This window comes from Natronomonas aquatica (assembly GCF_024449025.1).
In the GTDB taxonomy this organism is placed as follows: domain Archaea; phylum Halobacteriota; class Halobacteria; order Halobacteriales; family Haloarculaceae; genus Natronomonas; species Natronomonas aquatica.
In genome coordinates this window covers 25,209-47,859 of the sequence record NZ_JAHLKM010000002.1, presented here as the reverse complement: position 1 = coordinate 47,859, position 22,651 = coordinate 25,209, and the positions used below count along the sequence as shown (strand labels likewise).

The 22,651-nt window shown below is 66.1% G+C and carries 24 protein-coding genes and 1 tRNA gene; 8 read left to right on the top strand and 17 right to left on the bottom strand.

The window, feature by feature from the left end; all coding sequences use genetic code 11:
- Window positions 1-39 precede the first annotated feature (39 nt).
- The gene (locus tag KM295_RS02115) at window positions 40-348 is read right to left on the bottom strand and encodes a transcription initiation factor IIB family protein (protein ID WP_256028216.1); all 309 of its coding nucleotides are present in this window, start codon (window positions 346-348) and stop codon (window positions 40-42) included.
- Between the two features lie 68 nt (window positions 349-416).
- Window positions 417-1,157, bottom strand: coding sequence for a proteasome assembly chaperone family protein (locus KM295_RS02110; protein ID WP_256028215.1), 741 nt, complete (start codon window positions 1,155-1,157; stop codon window positions 417-419).
- A 106-nt stretch (window positions 1,158-1,263) separates the two neighbouring features.
- On the opposite strand from KM295_RS02110, the gene KM295_RS02105 reads away from it, so the two are divergent.
- Entirely contained in the window at window positions 1,264-2,175 is a 912-nt protein-coding gene (locus KM295_RS02105; protein WP_256028214.1) for an RsmB/NOP family class I SAM-dependent RNA methyltransferase, read from the top strand.
- Window positions 2,172-2,717, top strand: coding sequence for a DUF7122 family protein (locus KM295_RS02100; protein ID WP_256028213.1), 546 nt, complete (start codon window positions 2,172-2,174; stop codon window positions 2,715-2,717). The genes KM295_RS02105 and KM295_RS02100 overlap by 4 nt, the downstream gene beginning before the upstream one ends.
- Window positions 2,718-2,792: 75 nt before the next feature.
- Here KM295_RS02100 and KM295_RS02095 read toward each other — a convergent pair whose 3' ends face one another.
- Window positions 2,793-4,292 (bottom strand): DUF790 family protein, encoded by a 1,500-nt coding sequence (locus KM295_RS02095; protein ID WP_256028212.1) that lies wholly within the window; start codon window positions 4,290-4,292, stop codon window positions 2,793-2,795.
- A gap of 94 nt (window positions 4,293-4,386) precedes the next feature.
- Here KM295_RS02095 and KM295_RS02090 point away from each other — a divergent pair, with 94 nt between their 5' ends.
- A complete protein-coding gene (locus tag KM295_RS02090; protein ID WP_256028211.1) occupies window positions 4,387-4,734 on the top strand; it encodes a DUF7471 family protein in 348 nt (115 codons plus the stop codon).
- A 42-nt stretch (window positions 4,735-4,776) separates the two neighbouring features.
- Here KM295_RS02090 and KM295_RS02085 read toward each other — a convergent pair whose 3' ends face one another.
- Both KM295_RS02085 and KM295_RS02080 read right to left on the bottom strand, forming a co-directional pair.
- Window positions 4,777-5,592: an endonuclease III domain-containing protein gene (locus KM295_RS02085; RefSeq protein WP_256028210.1), complete on the bottom strand. Its 816-nt coding sequence runs from the start codon at window positions 5,590-5,592 to the stop codon at window positions 4,777-4,779.
- Between the two features lie 57 nt (window positions 5,593-5,649).
- Window positions 5,650-6,063 carry a DUF371 domain-containing protein gene (locus KM295_RS02080; RefSeq protein WP_256028209.1) on the bottom strand — a complete coding sequence of 138 codons (414 nt, stop codon included), beginning with the start codon at window positions 6,061-6,063 and terminating at the stop codon, window positions 5,650-5,652.
- A gap of 330 nt (window positions 6,064-6,393) precedes the next feature.
- Between KM295_RS02080 and KM295_RS02075 the strand changes: the two genes are divergently transcribed.
- The 3 genes from KM295_RS02075 to KM295_RS02065 all read left to right on the top strand — a co-directional run bounded on the left by KM295_RS02075 (window position 6,394) and on the right by KM295_RS02065 (window position 8,560).
- A complete protein-coding gene (locus tag KM295_RS02075) occupies window positions 6,394-7,284 on the top strand; it encodes a coiled-coil protein (protein ID WP_256028208.1) in 891 nt (296 codons plus the stop codon).
- 174 nt (window positions 7,285-7,458) lie between these two features.
- Window positions 7,459-8,181 carry a DUF47 domain-containing protein gene (locus KM295_RS02070; RefSeq protein ID WP_256028207.1) on the top strand — a complete coding sequence of 241 codons (723 nt, stop codon included), beginning with the start codon at window positions 7,459-7,461 and terminating at the stop codon, window positions 8,179-8,181.
- Between the two features lie 163 nt (window positions 8,182-8,344).
- Window positions 8,345-8,560 (top strand): hypothetical protein, encoded by a 216-nt coding sequence (locus KM295_RS02065; RefSeq protein WP_256028206.1) that lies wholly within the window; start codon window positions 8,345-8,347, stop codon window positions 8,558-8,560.
- A 186-nt stretch (window positions 8,561-8,746) separates the two neighbouring features.
- On the opposite strand, the gene KM295_RS02060 is transcribed toward KM295_RS02065, so the two are convergent.
- Window positions 8,747-8,820: transfer RNA gene (locus tag KM295_RS02060), tRNA-Lys, on the bottom strand.
- 122 nt (window positions 8,821-8,942) lie between these two features.
- On the opposite strand from KM295_RS02060, the gene KM295_RS02055 reads away from it, so the two are divergent.
- Window positions 8,943-10,394, top strand: a complete 1,452-nt coding sequence (locus KM295_RS02055) for a DHH family phosphoesterase (RefSeq protein WP_256028205.1) — start codon at window positions 8,943-8,945, stop codon at window positions 10,392-10,394.
- On the opposite strand, the gene KM295_RS02050 is transcribed toward KM295_RS02055, so the two are convergent.
- Both KM295_RS02050 and trpB read right to left on the bottom strand, forming a co-directional pair.
- Complete coding sequence (locus tag KM295_RS02050) at window positions 10,391-10,681, bottom strand: PRC-barrel domain-containing protein (RefSeq protein WP_256028204.1); 291 nt, start codon at window positions 10,679-10,681, stop codon at window positions 10,391-10,393. The genes KM295_RS02055 and KM295_RS02050 overlap by 4 nt on opposite strands.
- 50 nt (window positions 10,682-10,731) lie before the next feature.
- On the bottom strand, window positions 10,732-11,901 hold the full coding sequence (trpB, locus tag KM295_RS02045) for a tryptophan synthase subunit beta (RefSeq protein ID WP_256028203.1): 1,170 nt from the start codon (window positions 11,899-11,901) through the stop codon (window positions 10,732-10,734).
- 199 nt (window positions 11,902-12,100) lie between these two features.
- Between trpB and trxA the strand changes: the two genes are divergently transcribed.
- Window positions 12,101-12,490 carry a thioredoxin gene (gene trxA / locus KM295_RS02040; protein ID WP_256028202.1) on the top strand — a complete coding sequence of 130 codons (390 nt, stop codon included), beginning with the start codon at window positions 12,101-12,103 and terminating at the stop codon, window positions 12,488-12,490.
- A 14-nt stretch (window positions 12,491-12,504) separates the two neighbouring features.
- Here trxA and KM295_RS02035 read toward each other — a convergent pair whose 3' ends face one another.
- The 9 genes from KM295_RS02035 to KM295_RS01995 all read right to left on the bottom strand — a co-directional run bounded on the left by KM295_RS02035 (window position 12,505) and on the right by KM295_RS01995 (window position 22,590).
- On the bottom strand, window positions 12,505-13,581 hold the full coding sequence (locus KM295_RS02035) for a phosphotransacetylase family protein (RefSeq protein ID WP_256028201.1): 1,077 nt from the start codon (window positions 13,579-13,581) through the stop codon (window positions 12,505-12,507).
- A complete protein-coding gene (locus tag KM295_RS02030) occupies window positions 13,578-15,671 on the bottom strand; it encodes an acetate--CoA ligase family protein (RefSeq protein ID WP_256028200.1) in 2,094 nt (697 codons plus the stop codon). Before KM295_RS02030 ends, KM295_RS02035 begins: the two co-directional genes overlap by 4 nt.
- A gap of 112 nt (window positions 15,672-15,783) precedes the next feature.
- A complete protein-coding gene (locus tag KM295_RS02025) occupies window positions 15,784-16,818 on the bottom strand; it encodes a metal ABC transporter permease (protein ID WP_256028199.1) in 1,035 nt (344 codons plus the stop codon).
- Window positions 16,819-16,827: 9 nt separating this feature from the next.
- Window positions 16,828-17,565, bottom strand: a complete 738-nt coding sequence (locus KM295_RS02020; protein WP_256028198.1) for a metal ABC transporter ATP-binding protein — start codon at window positions 17,563-17,565, stop codon at window positions 16,828-16,830.
- A complete protein-coding gene (locus tag KM295_RS02015) occupies window positions 17,565-18,560 on the bottom strand; it encodes a metal ABC transporter substrate-binding protein (protein WP_256028197.1) in 996 nt (331 codons plus the stop codon). Before KM295_RS02015 ends, KM295_RS02020 begins: the two co-directional genes overlap by 1 nt.
- 147 nt (window positions 18,561-18,707) lie before the next feature.
- Window positions 18,708-19,721, bottom strand: a complete 1,014-nt coding sequence (locus KM295_RS02010) for an ornithine cyclodeaminase family protein (protein ID WP_256028196.1) — start codon at window positions 19,719-19,721, stop codon at window positions 18,708-18,710.
- The gene (locus KM295_RS02005) at window positions 19,718-20,203 is read right to left on the bottom strand and encodes a YbaK/EbsC family protein (protein ID WP_256028195.1); all 486 of its coding nucleotides are present in this window, start codon (window positions 20,201-20,203) and stop codon (window positions 19,718-19,720) included. Before KM295_RS02005 ends, KM295_RS02010 begins: the two co-directional genes overlap by 4 nt.
- Before the next feature lie 38 nt (window positions 20,204-20,241).
- Window positions 20,242-20,928 carry an MBL fold metallo-hydrolase gene (locus tag KM295_RS02000; RefSeq protein ID WP_256028194.1) on the bottom strand — a complete coding sequence of 229 codons (687 nt, stop codon included), beginning with the start codon at window positions 20,926-20,928 and terminating at the stop codon, window positions 20,242-20,244.
- The gene (locus KM295_RS01995; protein ID WP_256028193.1) at window positions 20,929-22,590 is read right to left on the bottom strand and encodes a tRNA uridine(34) 5-carboxymethylaminomethyl modification radical SAM/GNAT enzyme Elp3; all 1,662 of its coding nucleotides are present in this window, start codon (window positions 22,588-22,590) and stop codon (window positions 20,929-20,931) included.
- Window positions 22,591-22,651 lie beyond the last annotated feature (61 nt).

The following is a 22,651-nucleotide window of genomic DNA, read 5'->3' as shown; positions in this document are numbered from 1 at the left end:
CGATCGTCGCCGTCCGGAAGATCAGGCGGCCACCGACAGCTACCACTGCGGCGGTTCGAGCCCGAACTCCTCGAGGAGGCCCTTCCAGCGTTTCTGGACGGTCAGCCGCGAGACACCGACGGCGTCGGCGACGTCCGACTGGGACCGGCGGTCCCCGGCGATGAGCGCCCCGGCATAGAGGCTGGCGGCGACCGTCGCCCGCTTGGATCGCTCCTCTGTGGGGACCGTCGAGAGAAACAGGTCGATCGCCCGGGATTTGGCGTCCCCGTCGAGGTCGAGCCGTTCGGCGGCGTCGTCGATGGCGGCGAGCCACTCCTCGTTTTCGACCTGATCGCGGGCGCGGTACATCTCTGGTCGTCTCCGGATCGGACTGCCGGATATATAAACTTCGTCACGGAAGCGCGATTCCGCCACCGCTACTGGAAGCCACGGATCGGCTGGGCCTCCGTGCTCTCGTCGCGGCCCACCTCCTGGAGCCGTTCGGCGAGCTGTTCGCGCGCGTTCTGTATCTCGTCGGCCCGCTCGATCAGCCGACCCGTATCGACCTCGACATCGGCGATCGGACCGACGCCGTGTTCGAGGATCGTGCGTGCGGCCTCGGGGTCGGGGAACTGCGGGTTCGTCTGGACGATGAGCCCGACCGAATCGAGCCCGGTCTCGGTCGCCCGGTGCAACAGCGCGCCGGTCGGGCCGGTAACCATTCCGCCGCCGCGGGGTGGGACGATCCCGGCCTCTTCGAGGACCGGCTCGGCCGATCCGGTCGCGATCCCGTACAGCTCCGGGGCGCCGTCTTTCTCCTCGCCGAGGCCACTCAGATAGAGCGGGAGGACGTCGTTCGAATCGACCCACCCGGTGACACAGTCGGCGAACTCGCTGGCCTGCGTCGGCGAGACGGGAACGTCGCTCTGAAGCGCGAGGAGCTCGGCCGCCTCGTCGGCGTAGAGCCGAACCGGCGGTCGAACCACAGAGGACTCGCCCTCGTAGACGGCGACCTGCGGGAGCCCCTCGCAGTGCAGCGACCCGTAGTACGTCATCCCGAGTGTCTCGATGAGGTGATCGGCGGCGATCTTGCCGACGAGCCCGGCCCCGGGAAGCCCCTCGATCAGCACCGGGTCGTCGAATTCGAGGTGATCGGTGTGGATCTGGATGCGCGCCATGACCGGATGAACGCCCCCGCCGGTAATAAGCGTGGGCTGTCAACGAGACCGCAGCTTCCCGGTCGTGGACCGATACCGACAAACCGTCGGCCGATCGAGGGGCACCATGGATCCGCTCTCGAGATACGACCCGCTCGCCGACGATCCGGCGGCGTTTCACGCGGCCTGTGAGCGCCCGCTGCCGTCGGTCGTCAGGGTCAACGGAATAAAGGCGACGCCAGAGCGCGTCCGGCGGGCTTTCGAGGCGGCGGGCGTCGAGTTCGAGCCCGTCGGCTGGCACGAGGGGCTCTTCCGGCTGGGCGAGGGGGAATCGCCAGGCAACTCCTGGCCGTTCGTCCACGGGTGGATCTACGGCCAGGAGGAGGTCTCGGCCGTGCCGGCGCTGGCGCTCGATCCACAACCCGGCGAACGGGTGCTCGACTGCTGTGCCGCGCCGGGCAGCAAGACGACGCAGCTGGCGGCGCGCATGGAGGATCGGGGGCTGCTGGTCGGCAACGACAACAACCTCGGGCGGCTGTCGGCGCTCCGCTCGAACGCCGAGCGCTGTGGCGTGAGCAACCTCGTCGTAACCAGGGCGGACGCACGGAACTTCTCGTTGAAGCCGTTTTCCGGCGAACGGTTCGATCGAACGCTCGTCGACGTCCCCTGTTCGTGTGAGGGGACCGTCCGGAAGAACCCCGAAGCCGTCGAGTCGTGGTCGCTCGATCACGTCGAGGGCATCGCCGGCGTCCAGCGGGGAATCCTCGCCCGATCGATCGAGGTGACCCGCCCCGGCGGAACCGTCGTCTACTCGACGTGTACGTTCGCCCCCGAGGAGAACGAGGCCGTCCTCCAGCACGCACTCGAGGAGTACGACTGTCGGCTCGTCGAGTTCGAGTTGCCGCTGGAGTCCGTCCCGGGGATCACCGAGTGGAACGGCGAGACCTTCGAGGACTCGATGCGGCGGGCAAAGCGGATCTACCCCCACCACAACGACACCGGCGGGTTCTTCTGTGCGAAACTGGAGGTGGCCGGATGACCGACGGAAACCGCGGCGCGCAGCCCGAAAGAAACGACGGATCGCGGTTCGATCGGCTTCCGGCGACCCCCGATGATCGGACCGTCGAGGGACGGGCGACGCGAAGGGAGGTGATCGAGTGGTGGGTCGAGCGGTTCGGCCTCGATCTCGAAACGTTCGAGGGATACACGTTCTGGGAGAAGGGCGCCGGCAAGATCTGGGCGTTCGCCGACGAGATCGAATCGCCGGCTGCAGTCGAGGGACTCGGCATGACGTTCCTGCGGACTAGACAGGAACACTGGAAGCCGACGACCGACGCCGTCCAGCGGTTCGGTCGCGAGGCCGACCGGAACGTACTCGTCCTCGAGGAGGCCGAAGCGAGGGCGTTCCTGCGCGGGGCGGACACCGACCCGGCGTGGGACGGGGACTGGGGGTATCTCATCGCCGCCCACGGGATCGCCGGCGCGGTCGAGCCGATCGGCGTCGGCCTGTATCTGTACGGCGAACTCAGATCCCGGATGCCGAAGGGCCGACAGCGGGAGTTCGATCCCCGTCAGGAGTAACGAACGCGAGGGCGAGAGGGCGGTCGTTCCCGGCCGCCGGGGCAGGGGCTACGAGGATACCGCCGGTCGCGCCGCTCACGTCTCCCGCAAGGTCCCGCCGCTCAGCCCGTCCCACTCGATGCGGTATCCGAGCCGCGAGAGGACGGCGCTCGTCTCGTCGATCCCGTGTCCGTCCAGAACGTCTTCGACGGCCGAAAGCGTCATTCCGGGTTCGAGCCGTGTCTCGACCTCCGAGAGCACGCCCGGCCGGAGGAACGTTCGGCCGACCTGTTCGTGGTCGGGCAGCGTCGCCGCCTCGATCGCCGACTCGGGAACGCCGTGGCGTTCGGCCAGCCCATCGACGGTCACGACGCCTCCCTCGGGAGAAAGCGGCTCCGGGATCGCGTCGGCGCTTTCCTTTCGGAGCCGCTCTTCGTAGGGCCGGAGCGCGTCCCGGACGCTCTTCAGCCGGACCGTTCCGGTGTAGGGGATCGCCCGCTGTCCCGTCGCCTCGATCGCCTCGCCGACGCCGAGGCTCTCGTCGTAGGCGACCAGAAAGGCGACGTCCTCCAGGTCGGCGAACCGCGAGAGCTTCTTTTCGACGTACTCGGGCGTCCAAAAACCCATGATCTCGAAGAAGACCCGGAACTCCCCGTAGGCCCACTCGAACGCGAAGTCCGGAACGACGACGTACTCGCCGGCCTCGAGCGGTTCGGGCTCCCTGAGGAGCCGCCAGTCGAGATCCAGCGCCGAAAAGCGGGAATAAAAATCCGATTCGACGCCGCTGTCGAAAGTCGGCTCGGCAACCGGCTCGATCCCGGGGACGGAGACGTCACCGTCCTCGAGGACCAGCCGTCGTTCGGTTCCGCGGTCGTCGATCGTCGCCTCGAGGTGCCACTCGTCGGCTTTCGCGACGGTACGAAGGAGCCGGGCGAAGCGGGTCCCGTACCGGCGCGAGCGTTTGAAAAGGGCGTCCGGGCCGGTGACGATCACCTCTCGCCCGCCGTCGGTCCGGTGGATCTCATAGAGCAGCCGGAGCCGTTTGACTGTCGAAACGAGCGCCTTCGGATCCGACGAGCGGATCCGGACCTCGACGGCGTCGAAGAGTGCCGTCTGGGCCAACGAGAGGTCGTACTGTCGTCGGAGCGAGGGGGGATCGTAGTCGGTGTCGATCCCGGCCAGGACGGCCGCCCGCTCTAGGTCGGCGAACAGCGACGACTCGACGGCCTCGGGCGACCGGCCGAGCCGATCCGCGGCGGTTTCGAGGGCGGCTTCCCGCTCGGTCGCCGTGACGACGCCGTCGGGTTCGGCGGCCTCGAAGGCGGCCGTCCGGGCGCGCCGGGGCTCGATCGGGGCCCGCGTCTCGAAGGTCGCCTCCCGTTCGAGCAGCTTCGCGAACCCCCGAACGAGCTTGAAATCCGCGGCCTCGCGCTCTACCTCTTCGAGTGCCGCCTCCAGCTCCGAGCGGGTCCGTCCGACGTGGCCCTGATAGACGCCGAGAACCCGCGCCGCGATCGCCTCGTCGTCGGGATCGGTAAACCGGGGGCGGTAGCCGCCGCCGGCTCGCGAGACGCGGAGCAGGTCCTTCGTCAGCATACGTTGATTCCGGTCTGCGGGATACAAAAGGTCCCCGGCGATGGGGGTGTTCGGATCCCGTAACACCATTATCGGCTCGCCTCCAATTCCGAGTATGGTGTTTTTCGCCTTCCTGGCTCGGCTCGGCGGCGAGTGGGTCAGCTATCCCGCGTCGGTGGTGATCCTGGCGGTGCTTTCGCTCGCGGGACTCGGTACCGGGATCCTCTTTGGCCTGAGCGTCGTCGCCTACCGGCGCCGCCGGAGCCGGCGATACGCGCTTATCGCCGTCGCCGTCGGCGCGCTCTTCGTCCGTTCGATCCTCGGAATGGGGACCGTCCTCGGGATCGTCCCGATGCCCGTCCATCACCTGCTCGGACACGGTCTGGATTTCGGTATCGCGGCGGTGATCCTCTCGGCGGTCTATCGGAGCGGTCCCGACCGTTCGACGACCGGCGCCGGGTGAGCGTCCGCCGAGGCCCTGCTCGGATTCACGGGCGACTGCGTGTTACTTGCCGTTCGACTCGGGCGCGTCGGCGGGGTCGATCACCTCGCCGGTCTCGGGATAGACGCCGACCTGATCGCAGAGATCCGCTATCGGACAGGCGTCGGGATCGTCCAGACACGCCGGTTCCCGGGCCGAGCAGTACTCCCGGCCGAACTGGATCATCGCGGTGTGGCCGAACCCACACTTCTCGCCGGGGACGGCGGCCTCCAGCGCTTGCCTGACCCCCTCGTGGTCGCCGTCAGCGGGGGCGATCCCCAGCCGTCGGGCGATCCGGTGGACGTGCGTATCGACGGGAAAGACGCTGCCGCGCCCGCCGGCGAAGAGAAGGACACAGTCGGCGGTTTTGGGGCCGACGCCGCCCATCTCGAGAAGCGTCTCCCGGACGTCTTCGGGTGGTTCCTCCCTGACAAACCGGTCGAACCCGTCGGCGCCGCCGTACGTCTCGACGATATCCTCGGCGATCCGGATGATCCGTTCGGATTTCTGGTTGTACAGTCCGGCCGAGGAGATCGTCTCCGCGAGTTCGGACTGTTCGGCGGCGGCAAGCGACGCCGCCAGGTCGTCCCCGGAGCCGTACCGTTCCATCAGGGCGTCGTGGGCGGGCTGGCTTGCCTTGTCGGAAGTGTTCTGGCTGAGGATCGTCCGGACGAGACATTCGAGGCCATCCCGACCGCCGTACGCTTTCTGCCAGTACAGTTCGCCGAGGCGATCGACGACCGCCTCCGATTTCGTCTCCGCCTCGTTCGGCTCGAACGCGGCGAACGCGCCGCCGCCCGAGTCGCCACCGGAAATGTTCTCGGCTGGCTCGTCGTCCATGTCCCCGCCTACGGTCGCCGGGAGAAAAACGCTGTCTTCCGGAAAACGCCGGTGTCCTCACTCGACCTCGAAGAGACATTCCAGTGTCGCCCCGTCGGCGAGCGCGTCGACGAGGGCGCGATCGATGTCGGCCGCTGCGGTGTCGGCGCCGATCATCACCGTCCGATCGTCGACGTACTCGCTTGTCCGCCCGACCATGCTACGGTCGCTCTCGAAAGTCAACGCCGGACTCCCACGACCCTCGATGATCTGTTCGTGGCCCTCGACGCGTAGCGTGGCGGTTATCGTCGCCGTCTCGGATCGGCAGGCCTCGACGAAGCGATCCTCGAACGCCGCCGGGACGGGCGCGGCCTCGATTCCGAGGATGCAGTCGCCGGCCGGCGTCAACCAGTCGTCGCTCGTGAACTCGAACGTACTCGTGTGTTCGGCGGTGACGTTTTGGTGGCCGATCGCCTGTACGCGCTGTCTCATTATCGGTTCGAGGCCGACGGCGCACTTCAGCGATCCGGAACGTACCGGGGGTGTGGCCGGTTCGTGACGTGGTCGTTTATATGTTCCCGAACATAGTGTGTGAACACTTAACGTAGCTTCTGCCGGGCTGTGAGGGGTGTTTCCACGGGTTATGCGCCCCACAAGCTTTAAATACCGACGCAATATATGTTTGGTTACCAGAACGCGTCCGGCGTTCGGCAGCATCGTCAGCCGACCAGAATGACAGGGAACCTTCCTTATACGGCGACCGACGGTTCAGCAGCGGTTGCTGTCCGCGGCCGGAGCGGTAATGGAGCAACGTGAGTAACCATGGCAGAGTCAATTAGCGAATCCGACAACGTAGAACTGACAGAAGACGACCTCGAGAACAAATCCAAGGGCCAGCTTATCAAGAAGGCCGGTCAGCTCCGTGACCGACGGAACGAGCTGAACCAGATGGCCTCCGAGCGCGCCTCCAAGCGAGATGAGTTCAACGCGAAGACCCGCGAGAAAGTCGACGAGGCCCAAGAGCACCGCGAGAAGCGCGACGAACTCAACGAACAGGTCCAGGAACACAAAGAGAAACGCAACGAACTCAACGCGAAGGCCAACGAACTCTTCGATCAGGTCGACGAACTGAAAGACGACCTCGAGCTGAACGAGGGCAAAAGTGTCGACAAGCTCGAAGAGGAGATCGAGGACCTGGAATTCAAACAGCAGACCGAGGTTCTCTCGACGGAGGACGAGCGCGAACTCATCGAGAAGATCGAGGAGAAACGCGAGAAGCTCTCCGACCGGAAGGAGAAACTCGATCAGGGCGGCGAACTCGAGGAACTCAAAGAGGAGGCCCAGGAGGTCCGCGCCGAGGCCTCGAAACACCACCAGAAGGTGACCGAACTGGCCGACAAGGCCCAAGAGCACCACAACAAGATGATCGAGGCCTACCGCGAGGCCGACGACATCCGCGACGAGGCCGACGAGTGGCACGACAAGTTCGTCGAGGCCCAGGAGGCCGCCGACCGCCACCACGAGGACTTCGTCCGCGTCCAGAAACGGCTCCGCGAGCTCGACAAAGAGGAAGAGGAGGAACGCGAGGAAGGCCGCGCCGAGGAACGCGAGGCCGCAAAGGAAGAAGCCGAGGAGATCTACCAGCAGTTCAAGGAAGGCGAGACCCTCGATACCGAGGACCTCATGAAGCTGCAGAAGGCCGGCAAGCTATAGCGGTTCACTGACTGTATCGGTCGAGTACTCGAGTACGTTTTTCCCGTGACGCTTAGCGCTCGGGTCGTTCCTCTCTTCGGTGAGTAGCCCCCGAAACTGTCGGCTCCGGACCGGTACCGTACGGTATATAGATCTCATAGCAAGCGACTTTCCCCGACCGTCGATACATCGGGTATGGATGCCGATAGCCCGGCGGCGTTCGGCCGACAGCTCGAATCGCTTACCGACCGGTACCTCGAGGATCTCACCGTTTGCGTCGGGACGCTCCCAACGCTCGTCGACCGGTACCGGGAGGGGGGTGACTACGGCCCGATCGTCGAGCGAACGCGGCGCCTCGAAAGCGACTGCGACAGGACGGTTCGGGAACTCGGCGGGTTCGTCACGGATGTCGATCCCGAAACGGCCGGTATCCGGCTGACCTGGATCTATTTCCACACCGACCGGCTGCTCGAGCTGTACGGTACCCTCGATTCGGTCGCCAACGCCACAGAGCAGTTCGCGACGGAGTTGGCGGCGATCGAACCGCGACGACGCGAGCCGTGTCTCGACGGCCTCTACCGGATGGCTGAACACGCCGTGGCCGCCGTCGACGAACTGGAAACCGCCGTATCGACGTTCGTTCGCGCGCTGTGTCGCCCGGACGGCGCCGTCTCGATCACCGAACAGGTAACGCGGATCCGAACACGCGAAAGCGAGGCCGACGCGATCCGAGGGGACGTGCTGTCGGCGGCTTTCGACGGCGATTCCGACGGCACAGGCGTCGTCTACCGGCAGCTCGCGGTACTTTTGGACGACGTTCTCGATGCGATCGAGGACGTGACGGACCGGATGCATCTCCTCTCGGGTACCGAGGAGTGGCTCGATCTCGACGTCTACCCGGCGCCGGAACTCGGGTAACGCCGGAGTAGACCAGGCGAGACGTCGGTTCAGCCCGCTGAAGTGCTACCGCCGTTCGAGCAGTTCATCTACATATCGTTCACGAGCGATACGGAATGGTATATGCGGTTCTTATAAGCGTTCATGTATCGGCAGAAAGAATTCCCGTTCAGGGCCAGATCGGATGATCTCCCGACACCGGCCGGCGGTCATCGTCGGCACTGGCGCGTTCGCGTTTTCCCCCGGCGGGATGGCAGGCTGGCTCGCCGACCCCATCTACGTCGATCCACACCTCGTCGTCCTCATCTTTCTGTTCGGGTTCTGTTTGCTGTACGCCGTCCTGTTGGCCGTCGATGTCGTGACACAGCGGCAATCGGGCGATCCGAACCCAAAGGAATGACGCGGGCGTTCCTCGACGGACGATCCCGTCGCTGTACCCGTATCTACGCGACTCGCGACCGCTCGTGAAAAACAGGCCGAGGGGGATTTAAACCCGATACGAGACTCCGCCCTGCTCGTTTCGTGTGGTTCGAATCCCGCTCTGCCGGTTCGTTCACCTGCTCGCTACGCTCACGGTTTTACTGTACGGGCCGAGGGGGATTTGAACCCCCGACCGTCTGGTTAAGAGCCAGATGCTCTCCCTGACTGAGCTATCGGCCCCGCGTTCCCACGTATCGGCGGTCGGTTCAAATAGGTTGCGTTCGTCGGGCGGATCGTCCGACAGTGGCACGACTCGGCGGGTACGGGCATATTAAGTGTTCGCCGCTCCTCGTCGCCGCTATATGAGCACCGCCATCTCGATGGCTTCGATGTCGACGTACGCGATCCTCGGTTGCGGGAGCGTCGGCCACGCCGTCGCGGAGGGACTCGTCGAGGAAGGCAAGGACGTACTCATCCTCGACCGGGACGAGGGGCGCGTCGAGGCCCTGCGGGATCAGGATCTCGACGCCCGTACGGCGGACATCCGCGAGGATGCCGCCGCGGAGGCCATCGCCGACCGGGACGTCGTTCTCATCCTTTCGTCGGACATCGAGGCGAACCAGGCGGCCGTCGAGAACCTCGAAAGGCGGAGCGGCGAGCGGTTCATTATTGTTCGTGCCTCCGATCCCGTCACCGCCGAGGAACTCAAGGAATCGGGGGCGGACGTCGTCATCAACCCCTCGAAGGTCATCGCAGACTCGGCGCTCCGGGCGCTCGAACAGGGGGAACTCGAGTACAAGACCACCCAGATGGCCGAGATCATCGACGGCGGTGACTCGCTCGCGATCCTGGCCCACCGTTCGCCGGGTCCGGACTCGATCGCCTCGGCGGTCGCGCTACAGGCGATCGCCGAGGCACGCGACGTCGAGGCGGATATCCTCTATGAGGGCGAGATCGGCCACCAGGAGAACCGCGCGTTCGTCAACCTGCTCGGCATCGAGCTGGTGCCGCTCTCGAACACCGACCTGGAGGAGTACGATACGCTCGCGTTGGTCGACTGTGCGAAGGCGACCGACCCGGTCGTCGAGGGCGACGTCGACATCCTCATCGATCACTTCGAGCCGGAGGTCGAGTACGACGCGGCGTTCTCCGACGTCCGGTCGAACGTCTCCTCGACGTCGACGATCCTCACGAAGTATCTCCAGGAGCTCGATCTCAGCCTTTCGGAGGAGGTCGCGACCGCACTCCTGTATGGGATCCGTGCGGAGACCCTCGATTTCAAGCGGGACACGACGCCGGCGGATCTGACCGCGGCGGCGTACCTGTATCCCTTCGCGAACCACGACACGCTCGAACAGGTCGAATCGCCGTCGATGAGCCCCGAAACGCTCGACGTGCTCGCGGAGGCGATCCGGAGTCGTGAGGTAAAGGGCTCACATCTGGTGTCCAACGCCGGGTTCATCCGGGATCGGGACGCCCTCTCGCAGGCCGCCCAGCACCTGCTGAACCTCGAGGGGATCACGACCTCGGCGGTCTTTGCGATCGCCGACGACACGATCTATCTCGCGGCCCGCTCGAAGGACATCCGGATCAATATCGGCAACGTCCTGCAGGACGCCTTCGAGGAGATCGGCGACGTCCGGGGGCACTCGACGGACGCATCAGCGGAGATCCCGCTCGGGATCTTCACCGGGCTCGAGATCACCGGCGACAACAGGGACACGCTGTTAGAGCTCACCGAACAGGCGGTCCGGTCGAAGCTCTTCGAGGCGATGGGCGTCGAGAGCGGCGGCGAGAGTTCGAACAGTAGCTAGACGTTCTCCTCGTCATCCGGATCCTGGAGCCGTTCGACGATGTCGTTGATGAGGACGATATCCCCGACGGCCCGGACCCAGCGATACGGGACGATGACCCCCTCCGAGTCCGAAACCCGGACGTCGAACAGCTCGTTGTTCACGTCGCCGAGCGCGAGCCCGGTGACCAGTTCCTTCTGTAGATCGAGGCGGATGTCTTCGATCTCGCCGACGAAGACGCCGTTGTTCGAGTACACTTCCCGTCCGACGAGTGACGTGATCTCCTGCGGTACGGACTCCGTTTCCATGGCGGCGAGTCGGGTGGATTCCCCTTAACTGTTGTCGCCTATCCGTCCGGTCACGCGAGGTCGAACTTCTCGGCGGCGGTCTGCATGTCTTTGTCCCCGCGGCCACAGAGGTTGACGAGGATCGTCCCGTGGCGGTCCTCCTCGGCGAGTTTGATCGCCAGGGCGATCGCGTGACTCGGCTCCAGGGCGGGAATGATCCCCTCGGCTTCGCTCAGCTCGCGGAAGGCAGCGAGCGCTTCCTCGTCGGTGATTCCGTGGTACTCGGCGCGCCCGAGCGACTGCAACGCGGCGTGTTCGGGTCCGACAGCGGGGTAATCGAGGCCGGCGCTGACCGAGTGATTCGTCGTTTCCTCGTCGATAACCTTCGTCTTCATCCCCTGGAAGACCTGTGGCTCCTCGTGTTCCGTTGCCGAAAGCGGCGCGGAGTGTTCGCCCGACTCGAGCCCCTTCCCGGCCGGTTCGGCCCCATAGAGCGAGACGTCCTCGTCGTCGATGAAGCCGCTGAAGAGCCCGATCGCGTTCGACCCGCCCCCGACGCAGGCGACACAGGCGTCCGGGAACTCCCCGTGGAGTTCGAGGATCTGCTCGCGGGCCTCCCGTCCGATGACCGACTGGAATTCACGGACCATCCGGGGGTAGGGGTCGGGGCCGACCGCACTCCCGACAAGGTAGTGCGTCTCCTCGAACGTTTCGGCGTAGTCCTCCAAGGCGGCGTCAACCGCCTCGGCCAGTCCCTGATTGCCGCGGGTCACCGGCTCGACCTCGGCGCCCATGAGTCGCATCCGAAAGACGTTCATCTCCTGTCGGTCGATGTCCTTCGTGCCCATATACACCGTCACGGGCATATCGAGCAGCGCACCGACCATCGCCGTCGCGGTGCCGTGTTGTCCCGCCCCCGTCTCGGCGATGAGCCGGTCCTTCCCGGCTCGCTTGGCCAGCAGACCCTGTCCGAGGGTGTTGTTCAGTTTGTGCGCCCCGCCGTGCAGCAGGTCCTCGTGTTTGAAGTAGATGTTCGCGTCGTATCGCTCGCTCAGCGTCTCGGCGCGAAAGACAGGGGTCGGACGGCCCCCGAAGTGTTCGAGCAGTCGATCGAACTCCGCGCGGAACGCCTCGGAATCGATCTCCGAATCGAACGTCTCGGCCAGTTCTTCGAGCGGTGCCTCCAGCGGTCCCGGAACGTGTCGCCCGCCGAATCCCTCGAAGTCACCGTCAGTGGTCATGTCTATCCACCTCTACGGGAACGGGCTAAATCATGGTACCGATTACGGGAGCCCCACACGACAAAAGCGAACGAGCGACAGGCAGCGTCGGAACGACACGCGATCGACGGGACATCCCCACGCTCGCGTCTATCGATCGTGAGTGTACGAACGATACACAGCCGGTGGAATTAATTCAGCCCTTTGTGAATCTGCCAGTATGAACGACGCAGAAGACATCGATGAGATTCGTGAACGGAAACGCGAGAAACTGGCCGTAGGTGCCGAATCGACGGACGAACCGGTAGACGTCGAAAGCGGCGAACACCTCGATGAGCTTCTCGAGGGGCATCCGGTCGTTCTCGTCGATTTCTACGCTGACTGGTGTGGGCCGTGCAAGATGCTTGCGCCGACCGTCGCCGAGACCGCCGCCGAAACCGACGCGACCGTCCTGAAAGTCGACATCGACGCCCACCAGGATCTGGCGACCGACTACCGGATCCAGGGCGTGCCGACGCTGTATCTCTTCGCCGACGGCGAGGTCGAAGAGCGGATGGTGGGGTTCCAGGACAAGGCGACGATCGTAGAGAAAGTAGAGTCAGCCGCCTGAATTCGATTCCCGGGTTACTCCTGTCCGGGCTCTCCGGGTGGCAACATCGCGTCGACGTCGGCGTAGTCGGCCAAAAGCTCACCCATTCTCGCGACGGTGTCGGCATCGCGCGTTCGGCCGCCCCGGATCACGTCCTCGATCCGATCGATGGTCGTCCGGGTATCGGTTCGAACCGAGATGATCGGCACGCCGGCCGATTCCGCCCGCCCAACGACGGCGTCCGGCGGGCTGATTCCGCCGGTCAAAACGAGACACTCGACGCCGCCCGCCTCGAGGGCGGCGGTCTGTATGTCGGGACGGTCGCCGCCGGTCACGAGTACCGCCTCGCGGACCTGCCGGAGCCGTCCGTGGGCCTCGTTGGCCGACATCGATCCGACGACGGATCGACGGACGCGGGCGTCGGTCGGGGCGTCGGCCGTCAGCAGCTCCGCGCCGAGTTCGTCGGCCAGTTCCGCGACCGTGACGCCGGCCAGCGCTTCGTCGTGTGGGATCGTCCCGTAGACACGGATTCCGCAACCCTCCAGAAACGGGACGACGTCGCTCGCGAGCGTATCGAAGGCGGCGTCGGGAACCCCGTTGAACAGGACGCCGCCGAGCCGGTCCCCGAGCAGCTCCGTGGCTGCCAGAAGGTCGTCGACGTCGCCCGGTTCGGAGAAGGGTGCGACGAGAACGACGGTCGCATCGAACAGCTCGGCGATGTCGCCGTCGGTCAGCCCGACGATCCCGCCGGTCGTCAGCGAGCCGCTCCCCTCGAGTATCATCCGGTCTACCTCCGCGGCGAGCGACTCGAACTGCGTCAGCACCTGCTCGCGGAGCGCATCGGGGTCCTCGCGGCCCCGGATCGCCTCGTGTACGAAGGTGGGCGAATAGACGATCGGCTCCATCTCGTGCATCTCGGCGTCGAGATCGAGCAGTTCGCGTGCGAGTTGGGGGTCCTCATCGAGGGTCTTGCCGACTGCCGACTGCAGTCTGGTCCCTTTCGGTTTCATGTAGCCGACGCGTTCGCCGCGGTCGCGCCCCGTGATCGCAAGCGCCAGTGCGACCGCGGTCTTGCCTGTGCTCTCTTCGAGTGAAGTGACGAGTACGGTCATAGTTTTTCGGGGTCGACGGTGAGACGGAGATCGACCGCGGCGACGCCGTCGGGAGTCGCCACGAGAGGGTTGATATCCAGTTCGACGATGGCTGGGAAGTCGGTGACGAGCTGTGAGATCCGTCCGATCGTCTCGACGATGGCGTCCTCGCGGACCGGCGGGCGGCCGCGTGCCCCCCGCAAAAGCGGCGCCGACTCGATCTCGTCGATCATGGCGGCGGCCTCGGGCTCGGAGACGGGCGCGATCCGGACCGTCGTGTCCTCGAAGACCTCGACGAAGACGCCGCCGAGGCCGAACAACACGACCGGGCCGAACTGCGGATCGCGGTTCGTCCCGACGATCGTCTCGACGCCCTCCTCGAGATCGATCCGATCCTGTATCTGAACGCCGTAGATCCGTGCGTCCGGCTGGTAGTTCCTCGCCCGGGTGACGATCGACTCGTAGGTGCCCTCGACGTCCGCCGGGTCGACGCCGACCTCGACGCCCCCGATGTCGGTCTTGTGAAGGATGTCCGGCGAGACGATCTTCATGACGACGTCGCCGCCGAGCCGTTCGGCCGCCGCCAGTGCCGCGTCCGGCGAATCGACGATCTCGCCGTCGACCGTCGGGATCCCGTAGGCATCGAGCAGTTCCATCGCCTCGATGCCGAGCCTGTTGTCCGACCGCCGTTCGACCCGTCCGAGGATCGAACGGGCAGTGTCGGTATCGACATCGAACTGCGTCGGCGATCGCTCTTTGCGGTCGCGGACCTCCCGGTATCGGTACAGCGCGTCGATCCCGCGGACGGCCCGGGTCGGATCGAAGTACGTCGGCGTATCGGTCTCCGCGAGCGTTTCGGCGGCTCCCTCGACGGCGGCGCCGCCCATCAGACAGGCCGCGAGCGGGATCGACTCCCGGCGGCGGAACGCTGCGAGCGTCTCCGCGAGCCGATCGAACGAGAGTACGGCGGAGGGACACGCGATGACGACCGCGCTCCCGACGGCCGGATCCGAGAGGACCACCTCGAGCGCGTCGTGGAACCGCCCGGCGGGCGCGTCGCCGATGACGTCGACAGGGTTGTGGACGTTCGCCGTCGCCGGCAGGGCGTCTGCGAGCCGTTCCCGCGTCTCTTCGGCCAGCGACGCCAACTCGGCGTTCGAGTCGCCGATCGCGTCGGTGGCGATCACGCCCGGCCCGCCGGCGTTCGTCACGACGGCGACGCCGTCGGCGGAGGGAACGGAGCCGCCGGCGAGCATCGCGCCGGTATCGAAAAGCGCCTCCGTCGAGTCGACCCGGATCGCGCCCGCCTTCCGCAGGCCGGCCTCGTAGGCCGCCTCGCTGCCGGCGATCGCGCCGGTATGTGAGGAGGCGGCCTTCGCCCCGGCGTCGGTCCGGCCGGACTTGAGGACGACGACCGGCGTCCCTTCGGTCACGTCCCGTGCCGCCTCGATGAAGCGCCGGCCGTCCTCGATCGATTCGAGATAGCCCAATACGACGTCGGTATCCGGGTCCCCGCCCCACGTCTCGACGAAGTCGGCCTCGTCGAGGACCGCCTTGTTACCAAGCGAGACGATGTCTTTGAACCCGATCCCGCGGTCGGCAGCCCACTCGAGGATCGCGGTGACGAGCGCGCCCGATTGACTCATAAACGACATCGTTCCCGGACGGGCGTTGTCGGGGGCGAACGTCGCGTTCAGCCCGGAGGGCGTCGAGATGACGCCGAGAGAGTTCGGCCCGACGATACCGAGGTCGTACTCGGCTGCTAGCTCTTCGAGTTTCGCTTCGCGTCTGGCCCCCTCGCTACCCGTTTCGCCGAACCCGGCGGTGACGACGACGAGGCTCTCGATCCCTTCCTCTCCGGCCGTCTCGACGGCTTCGAGGGCGGCCTCGGGTGGAACGACGACCACTGCGAGATCGGCGTCCGTTCCCGCGAGGCTGTCCCGACACGGGCGATCGAATACCCGGTCGATGTTGGGGTTCACCGGAACGATCTCGCCGGCGAAGTCCTCGAGCAGGTTCCGCGTGATCGCGCGGCCGACGGATCCCTCCCGTTCGGTCGCGCCGACGACGGCGACGCGCTCGGCATCGAACACGCCGTCTACCCGTACCATTCGGTCAAGACTGCGGTTCGCCGAAAAATATAGCCGTCGATCGACGCGACGCATCGGGGCGACGACCCGACCCGGGAAGGCGATCCGATCGTCCGTCGCTGTCGTCCGGCTGTCACCCGTTCTCGCCGTTTCCGCCGTCCCGGGCGACGGCCGCCCGCGTCTCCGCGTCGCTTTCCGTCCGGGTCCCCCCCCGATTGAGGCGGATCCGGAGCCGGTTTCGCGCCCCGACGGCGAGATACGACGCGATCGCGACGAGTACGATCGTCCCTCCCGCGGCGACGTCGTACCAATACGAGACCGTCACGCCCGCGACGGTCGCGAACTGCCCGACCGCGACCGCAGCCGCCACCGACCGCTTGAACCCTGTCACCGACGTCGAGGCGGCGACGGGGATCACGAGCATGGCGGCGACGAGGATCACGCCCATGATCTGCATCGCGCCCACGACGACGACCGCGGTCAGCACCGCGAGCAGCCGGTTGTAGCGCGCGACGTCGAGCCCGGCCGCCCGGGCACCGATCTCGTCGAACGTGACGTACACGAGCGGCCGGTAGGCCGCCGCGACGACGACGACGACGACGGCGGTCGTGGCCACGAGCGAGCCGGCGTTCGTCCGTGAGACTGTCGCCAACGACCCGAACAGGTAGGCATTGATACCGACGGCGATCCCGCCGTCAGTCGCCGTGATCAGGACGCTCCCGACGGCGAAAGAGCCGGTCAACACGATCGCGAGGGAGGTGTCACGGTACGCGCCCGCGTAGTCGACGAGCGTCTGGACGAGCAACGCGGCGACCGCGGCGACGACGAGTGCGGTGAAGATCGGGGGAACAGAAACCGCCAGAATCGAGTTCGCGAACAGCCCCGCGGCGACGCCGGCGAACGCCGAGTGTGCGAGCGTGTCGCCGATCATCGCCATCTCGCGGTGGACGAGGAACACCCCGACGAGGGGGCCGACGATCGCGACACAGACGGCCGCGAGGTAGGCGCGCTGCATGAACGGGGAGCCGAGCATCTCGATTCCGGTCACGCGGGCGAGAGCATCCAGCGCGGTCCCCCAGAGCCCGTCGAGCACTGCATCGAGGAGCCGGCTCGTCGCACTCTGGAGGGCGATCGAGGCGTTTCCTGCGGAACGTATCGGTTGGTACATCGTTATCAGTTAGTGGTCGTGGTGGATGACCCGCTGGGAGCCGCCGTAGGCGTCGGCCAACGCGTCGGTCTCGACGAACTCCTCGGGGTCGCCGTGGAAGTACAGCCTTCGGTTGAGACAGGCGATCTCGGAAGCGTGGGTCGTCACGACGCCGATGTCGTGTTCGATGAGGACGATCGTGATCCCCTCGTCGTTCAGCTCGTGCAACAGCCGATAGAACGCCTCCCTGGACTCGGCGTCGACGCCGACAGTCGGTTCATCGAGCGCCAGCAGGTCCGCCTCGCTGGCGAGCGCACGCGCGATGAACACACGCTGGCGCTGCCCGCCCGAGAGGCGTCCGACGCGTCGGTCCGCGAGGTCCTCGATCCCGACCCGCTCTATCGCCTCCCGCACCGACCGTCGGTCGTCGTCGGTGAACCGTCCGACCCATCGGTGGGGATACCGACCCATTCGGACGGCCTCCTCGACGGTGATCGGCATTTCGTCTTCCGTGGCGGCGACGTCCTGTGGGACGTAGCCGATCCGCTCGCCGTCGTCGAACTCGACTGCGGGTTCATCGAACAGCCTGACCGTACCGCTGTCGGGCGCTTCGAGCCCGATGATGAGCTTCAAAAGCGTCGTCTTCCCGGACCCGTTCGGGCCGACGAGCCCGAGAAACTCCCCTTCGGCAACGTCGAGCGAGACCGACTCCACGACCGGCTGCTCGCCGTACCCGAAGGTGACGTCCCGGACTTCTATAGCAGCCATTATGCGTCTAGGGCCTGTTCCAGCGTGGGTATATTCACGTTTTCCATTATCCCGACGTATCCCCAGCCGTCGGCGTCCCACTCGTCGGTCAACCCGGGCATGGCCGTCAGCGGCAACACGCCCTCGACGTTGGTCTCTTCGGCCAGTTGCTCGGCAGCCTGCTGGGATTCGAGGGGATCCGCACAGAGATACTCGATACCGTGCGTCTCGACGACTTCCCGGGCGCGCTCGATATCGCGCGACGTCGGCCTGTCGTCGGGAGAGACGTTGGTGAGCGATTCGACGGTGACGCCGTACCGGTCCACGAAGTAGCTGAAGGAGTCGTGTCCGGCGACGAGCAAGACGTCGCTGGACGCCTCGGCCACCAGCGAGTCGATCCGCTCGTGGAGGTCCTCGAGTTGAGCGCCGAAGCTCTCGGCGTTCTCGATGTAGGTGTCGGCGTTGGCCGGATCGACGTCGGCGAAACCCTGGCTGATCGTCCCGACCGCCTCCCGTGTCCGAATCGGGTCCATCCAGAAGTGGGGATCCATCGCCCCGCTGTCGTGGTCGTCCCCTTCCTCGTGGTCCTCCCCGTCGTGGTCGTCCTCCTCCTGTCTGTGGTCGCCGGCTTCGAGCAAGGACACATCGGCGCTGGCGTCGACCGTCGCGACGTCGGCCCCGTCGGCCAAGAGGTCGCCCCGAATGTTGTCGACCCACGGCTGGAATCCCTCCATCCCGTGGACGAACAGGTCCGCATCTCCGATGTCCTCACGGACCCTCGGCCCGGGCTCCCAGCCGTGTCCGTGCTGTCCGACCGGGACGAGGAGTTCCGACGCCGCCGCGTCGCCGGCGACGTGGTCTGCGATATCGCCGAAGACGAAAAACGACGACTGCGCGGACGTCTCGGACGCCCCGGCGTCTCCGCTGCCGCCCGAGCCCTCGAGACAGCCCGCCGTCGCCCCGATACCGCCCGCGGTTGCGGCCGCGAGCAACGCCCGCCGTCTGGTTAGCTCCATCGTATTAACAAATATCTATAGAAGTTTAATAACCTTGGCATTCGAAGTATATTACAATAATAAAAACGGGACACTGGTCGGTTTGATACTAACAACGAACCGGACATATTGCGTCGACTGCCAACCGACGGGATCGGAACCGGCGGACTACAGCGTCGTCTCCGTCCCGACGCCGTCGTCGACGGCCGTCTCGTAGACCAGTTCCGACGCGGCGGCGTCCAGTACTGCGGTCCCGACGGAGGCCACGACCAGCACGTCGTCGGGGTGGCCCCGTCCAGCGTTCCCCTCGAGGACCGCCGAGAACGGCGTCAGCGCGTCCGAACCGTGGTTCGGGAAGTCGCCGGTTTCGGCGGCCTCCTCGGGGACGTCGGCGAACAGTTCGGCCGCCCGATCGACGGTCCGATCGTCGAGTTCTCGCGTTTCGGGGGTGTAGGCGCCGACCGCCACGACGAGCGTTCCGGGCGCGAGGTCGTCCCCGTCGATGACGGGTTCGGTCGCCGTCGTCGCGGTGACGACCACCGAGGCGTCACGGACCGCAGCAGCGGGTGAACCGACCGCCTCACAATCGATCCCTCTCGCCCGGAGGTCGGCGGCACACGCCTCCCGGGAGTCGCTCGGGGCGTACACCCGGACCGATCCGATCCCGCTCGCCGCCGAGATCGCCCGGACCTGCCATCTGGCCTGTGTTCCGGCCCCGATCACGCCGATACGGAGCGGTCCGTCGATCGCCAGTTCCCTGGCCGCGAGGCCGCCGATACAGCCAGTCCGGGCGTTGGTGATCCGGTTGCCCGCTAGGTATGCGACCGGAAGTCCCGTCCGGGAATCGGTCAACGCGATGGCGGCGTTGACCGTCGACAGCCCGCGGGAGGGGTTGTCCCCGACGACGCTGGCGGTTTTTGTGGTAAAGTACGGCGAGCCGTGAACGTACGCCGGCATGACGAGCCCGGTTCCGGACGGATCGGGGCGCGGATCGCTACTCTCCGGCGGAACGGCGCCTTCACCGATCGGGAAGTGGGGGCGGTCGGGGCGTTCGATCTCGCCGCGTCCCTGGGCCCGGAGTGCGTCGGCGACGGCCGACAGCAGCGTTTCGAGATCCAGACACGCCGCCACGTCGCCGCCCGAGAGGACGCGCACGGTTCGGGTATCCCCCGGCGTCGTCATGCGCCGGTTTCGACGACGTCGGTTACGGTCGCATCGGAGAACCCGGCGATGCTTTCGGGATCGATCGGGAAGACCGCCTCCGGCGTCCCGGCGGCGGCCCACACCTCATCGAACTCCGTCAGCGTCTCGTCGAGGAATACCGGCACCGCCGTCCGGTGACAGAACGGCGGGACGCCCCCGATCGACCACCCGAGCGTCGTCTTGATCTCGTCGGCGTCGGCCATCGAAACAGTCGCCGGATCGACGCCGACCCGCGCCGCGATCTTCGCCTCGCTGACGCGGTTGGCGCCGCTGGTCACGGAGATGACGAGATCGCCTCCAGCCGAGAGGACGATCCCGCTCGCGATCTGTTCGACCGAACAGCCGACCGCCTCGGCGGCGTCGGCGGCGGTTTTGGTTCCCTCCGGGAACTCGTGGACAGCGACCTCGAACCCGTATCGCTCCTCGACGCGTTCTTTGAACTCCTCGGCGCGGGGGTGCATGGGGAGAGGTCCGGCGGCGCCTCGCTTGAAACTCACGGTCACTCGGCGACCGACTCTGCGGCGAGTTCCCGCAACGCCTCGGCGCCGCCGCTCGCGTACGGTCGCCCGTGGCCTGGACAGGCGGTCTCGAAGCGTCGGTCGGCGATCCGGCCGATGCTCTCGGTCGTCCGGGTCGTATCGTAGGAGTCGAGCCACGGCGGCGGGACGAACCCCGTATCGGTCCGCCAGACGAGATCGCCGAGCAACGCGGTCCCCGAATCCGAATGGAGAAACACAGTATGTCCGGGGTTGTGCCCGGGGGTATGAAGCGCCCGGAACCCACCGATCCACTCGCCGTCGGAGACCGGCCTGAGATCGGTACCGGACAGCGAATACAGCCGGCGGACGAGACGGTGGAACGCCCCCTTGTGGTGTCTCCACGGTGGCGACCACGAGCGTCTGACGAGCTGACAGTCGGGGGCGCCGAGATACACCGGGACGTCGAGGTCGACGCGAGCCAGACCGCCGACGTGATCGACGTCGTAGTGTGTCAACAGCACGCGATCGATATCCGAAAGCGCGTGGCCGGTCCGTTCGATCTCTCCCGAAAGCGACCGCCGCGGGAACGGCAAGCCGGCGTCGACGAGCGTGACGTCGCCGTCGTCGACGAGATACGCGTTCGCGCCGATCGGCTCCGGCCATGCCACCTCCAGAAGCCAGACGCCGTCGACGAGTTCGCGCGCCATCTACCGGAGCCGCTTGGAGACGTACGGCCCGTTCTGGTAGTAGCCGAGTTTCTCGCGGTAGTACTGACGGGCGCCGATCCCCGAAATGACCGCGAGCTTCCCGTAGCCCGCCTCGGCGGCCAGCGCTTCGGCCTCCCCGAGTAACTGTCGGCCGTAGCCGCGGTGTTGGTGATCGTCCTCGCCCGCCTCGTCGCCGACACCGATTTCGCCCCCGTAGACGTGAAGTTCCCGGACGAGGGCTGCGTCGTCCAGTTCCGTCCGGGTCGGGTCGTGGGGAAACCGGAGCCGACAGAAGCCCACCAGCAGGTCCTTCCGGAAGTCCTCGATTGAGATGAAGTGTTCCGTTCCACCGGCGGCTTCGTAGGTCTCGATGTCGAGTTCGACCTCCCCCGGCTCCTCGTCGTTCATGCCGACCTCCCGACAGCGGATACACTCACACGTCCAGCCGTGTTCGTCCATCCGTTTTCTGGCGAGCTGTCGCAGGTTCGACTTCCAGACGCCGGCGTCGATGAAATCAGCCGGGATGTCGCGCTGGACGCGCTGGAGGCGGGTGTACCGCGGGATCATCGATTTGATCTCGGCGACGAGGTCGGCGGCCTCCTCGTTGGTGAGGGGGTCGTACTCGTCGCGACGCCACATGTCGTAGGTGACGGTATCGCGGACGACGAGCGTCGGGTATATTTTCAGATAATCGGGCCGCCAGTCGGCGCACTCGAACAGCTCCCGGAAGTCCTGCAGGCACATCTCCTTTGACATCCCCGGCTGGCCGGGCATCATATGAAAGCCGATCTTGAACCCGGCGTCCCGGAGCCGTCGGTTGGCGTCCAGTGAGGCCTGGATCCCGTGGCCGCGGTGCATCTCGCGGTTGATGCGCTCGTAGGTCGTCTGGACGCCGACCTCGACTTTCGTCCCGCCCAGCCGTAACATTCGGTCGATCTGTTCGGGATCACACCAGTCGGGTTTGGTCTCGAAGGTCGTCCCGATGTTCCGTATCTCCGCCGTCTCGTTTTCCGCGATGACGTCCTCGAGGTACCGGAACTCGGTCTCCTCGGGATCGGGCTTGAACGAGTCTGTCTCGCTCGGTTGGGGCGGAGCGTCGAGATCGTAGTCGTTCATGGCCTCCAGTGCGCGCTTGAGGAACCACTCCTGGTAGTCGTGGCTCCGTGCGGTCATCGTTCCCCCCATCAGGATGAGTTCGACCTTCTCCACCGGGTGGCCGATCTCCCGGAGCTGGTGGAGCCGCAGCGTCACCTGTCCGTAGGGGTCGTAGTCGTTCTGCACCCCGCGGGCGGCGGCGGGTTCGTGGCCGGTGTAGCTCTGTGAGGAGGAAAACTCCGAAGCCGGCCCGCCCGGACAGTACAGACACTTGCCGTGTGGACACATATGCGGCGAGGTCATGATCGCCACCGGGGAGACGCCCGAGGCCGTCCGGACGGGCTTGCGCTGCAGCACCGATTCCAGTTCCTCGCGGCGCTCGTCGGGTGCGTAATCCAGCAGTTCGGTGTTCTTCGGGACCTTCGGCGAGGCGTGCTCCCGACAGGCGTCCATCTTGGCGGACTCGAGATCTTCGCGGTCGATCTCACCATCGAGGATCGAGGCGACGAGCGACTCACAGACGCGCTCGAACGCCTCCGAGTCGGCCGGGTCGGTGTCGGTACTCATGTCGTTCGCTATCGGCACAAGGGGACGCGTCGGGAAAGGGATAGCGGTCCGGAGCCCGGAT